The organism is Acinetobacter sp. UBA6720 (assembly GCF_002454215.1).
GTDB lineage: Bacteria > Pseudomonadota > Gammaproteobacteria > Pseudomonadales > Moraxellaceae > Acinetobacter.
In genome coordinates this window covers 1-2,809 of the sequence record NZ_DKIK01000088.1, presented here as the reverse complement: position 1 = coordinate 2,809, position 2,809 = coordinate 1, and the positions used below count along the sequence as shown (strand labels likewise).

Sequence of the window (2,809 nt, the reverse complement as noted above, 5' to 3'; positions counted from 1 at the left end):
CATCACACATGCTTGGATTGGTGTCAACCAAGGTGGCATAAAGCCCGCATAGTGTTCGATTAGTATACCAATAAAACGTTCAAAACTGCCAAGTATTGCACGGTGCAACATCACAGGCTGATCACGATCATTGTCTTCAGTGACATATGACGCATCTAAACGTTCTGGCAGATTGAAGTCACATTGGATTGTACCACATTGCCATACACGGCCTAAGCAGTCTTTCAGTGAGAATTCAATTTTCGGACCATAGAATGCGCCTTCACCCGGTTGAAGTTCCCACTCCAAACCAGCAGCATCTAAAGCATCTGCTAAAGATTTTTCAGCCATATCCCAAAGTGCATCATCCCCGACACGTTTTTCCGGACGAGTAGATAACTTCATCTGCACTTCTTCAAAACCAAAATCTTTATAAACATCTAAAGTCAGTTTAATAAAGTCTGCCACTTCAGGCCCAATTTGTTCTTTGGTACAGAAAATGTGTGCATCGTCTTGAGTAAAGCCACGAACACGCATAATCCCGTGCAATGAACCCGATGGTTCGTTACGGTGACATGAACCAAATTCAGCTAAGCGAATTGGTAAATCACGGTAAGATTTCAAACCTTGGTTGAACACTTGCACGTGACATGGGCAGTTCATTGGCTTCACTGCATAGTTACGACTTTCAGAATGCGTCGTAAACATGTTGTCTGCATAGTTTGCAGCATGGCCTGATTTTTCCCACAGCGTAAAGTCTACGATTTGTGGTGTTTTAATCTCAAGATAACCATTGTCTTGCTGCACTTTACGCATGTATTGTTCAAGTACTTGGTAAATCGTCCAACCATTTGGATGCCAGAACACCATACCTGGTGCTTCTTCTTGCATATGGAACAGGTCTAAAGCTTTACCGATTTTACGGTGATCACGCTTTTCAGCTTCTTCAATACGTTTGATATAAGCCGCAAGCTGTTTCTTGTCTGCCCACGCTGTACCATAAATACGTTGAAGTTGTTCATTCTTCGCATCACCACGCCAGTAAGCGCCTGAAATTTTAGTCAGCTTGAACGATTTTAAGAATTTAGTGTTTGGTACGTGCGGACCGCGGCACATATCCAAATAATCTTGATGGTAGTACAAACCCATTTGTGTTTCTTCAGGCATGTCCGCGATCAAGCGTAATTTATACTCTTCACCACGTGCAGTGAATTCTGCAATCACTTCGTCACGTGGGGTCATTTTTTTGATGACATCATAATCTTGGTCGATGAGCTTTTTCATACGCTCTTCGATGGCCGCCATATCATCTAAAGTAAATGGACGTGGCATCCAGATGTCATAGTAGAAACCTTCTTCAATGACAGGACCAATCACCATTTTCGCTTCAGGGAACAATTGCTTAACCGCATGCCCCACCAAGTGAGCGCAAGAGTGACGAATAATTTCGACCCCTTCTTCGTCTTTAGGCGTAATAATTTGAAGGCTTGCATCCGTGGTAATCAGATCAGATGCATCGACTAAACGACCATCGACTTTTCCTGCAACTGTATTTTTAGCAAGACCTGGACCGATGCTCAGTGCAACGTCCATCACAGATACGGCTTGATCAAATTGTTTTTGATCGCCATTTGGCAAAGTGATAATTGGCATAAAAAATCCTTAAGGAGTGATGCCCCGTACCATGGAGCATGTCACCGCGAGATTATGATCGAGGTAAAACCTCAAAAGATAAAAACGGTGGATAAATAAAATCAGTCGAATTTTACACGTGTTATCCACAGGATTAAACCTTTTCGCCTAGAAAATTCGCTTTTCGGCGCATTTTGAATTCATTTGCCAGTCCATCACATCCCTCAAATAAGGGATTTGCTGTTGAACCTGCATATCACCACAAGGCTCAGAATAACGATTGCATCTATTTTTATTAAAAAATACCGTAACACAAGTAGACACACACCGATCAAAAAGCAAGCTAAAATCGAACTACAGATGGATCAATTCCGTAAAATTAATACATTCAGTTTAGATAAACTAAACAAAAAAGTTCAATAAATTCATCTAAAAAGAACAACTCGACTAAAGCATAAATGCAAGATGGCTTGAAAATGCATATCTTTTAAGCAATGGAAAAAATAATACCAAATTCAGGAGTGATCAACATGGTGAGTGCTTATGATGAGTTACCAAGAACCCCCGCAAACTTTGTGGCTTTGTCACCCTTACGTTATTTAGAACGAGCTGCTTATATTTACCCTCATCAAGATGCCATCATTCATGGGCACCGCCATATTTCATGGCGTGAAACTTACCTTCGCTGCCGCCAATTTGCCTCACAGTTACAAAAATTGGGAATCACAAAAAACGATACTGTCTCTGTTTTGCTGCCCAATGTCCCTGCAATGATCGAAGCACATTTTGCAGTCCCAATGGCAGGTGCTGTGCTCAACACATTGAACACGCGCTTAGATGCCAAAACCATCGCATTTATGCTGGATCATGCAGAAACCAAAGTCTTATTGGTGGATCCAGAGTTTGCATCGGTTGCACAAGAAGCCTTGGCTTTGGTCGGACGCGATATTTTCGTGATTGATGTAGATGATGCTGAGTACGAAAACTGTTTTGCAGCCCCGATTGGGCAAATCGAGTATGAAGACTGGTTAACCGAAGGCGATGACAACTTTGAATGGCATTTACCTCAAGATGAATGGGATGCCATTAGCCTTAACTACACCTCTGGCACCACAGGCAACCCAAAAGGCGTGGTTTATCACCACCGTGGCGCTTATATCAATGCAGCCAGTAACATCATTGCTTGTGGCATGACACC

At 42.3% G+C, this 2,809-nt stretch carries 2 protein-coding genes; one reads left to right on the top strand and one right to left on the bottom strand.

Going from position 1 to position 2,809, the window contains the following annotated elements; all coding sequences use genetic code 11:
• A partial coding sequence (thrS, locus tag B4F08_RS07750) for a threonine--tRNA ligase (RefSeq protein ID WP_291374032.1) occupies window positions 1–1,632 on the bottom strand: 1,632 nt, incomplete at its 3' end.
• A gap of 509 nt (window positions 1,633–2,141) precedes the next feature.
• Between thrS and B4F08_RS07745 the strand changes: the two genes are divergently transcribed.
• A partial coding sequence (locus B4F08_RS07745; RefSeq protein WP_291374031.1) for an AMP-binding protein occupies window positions 2,142–2,809 on the top strand: 668 nt, incomplete at its 3' end.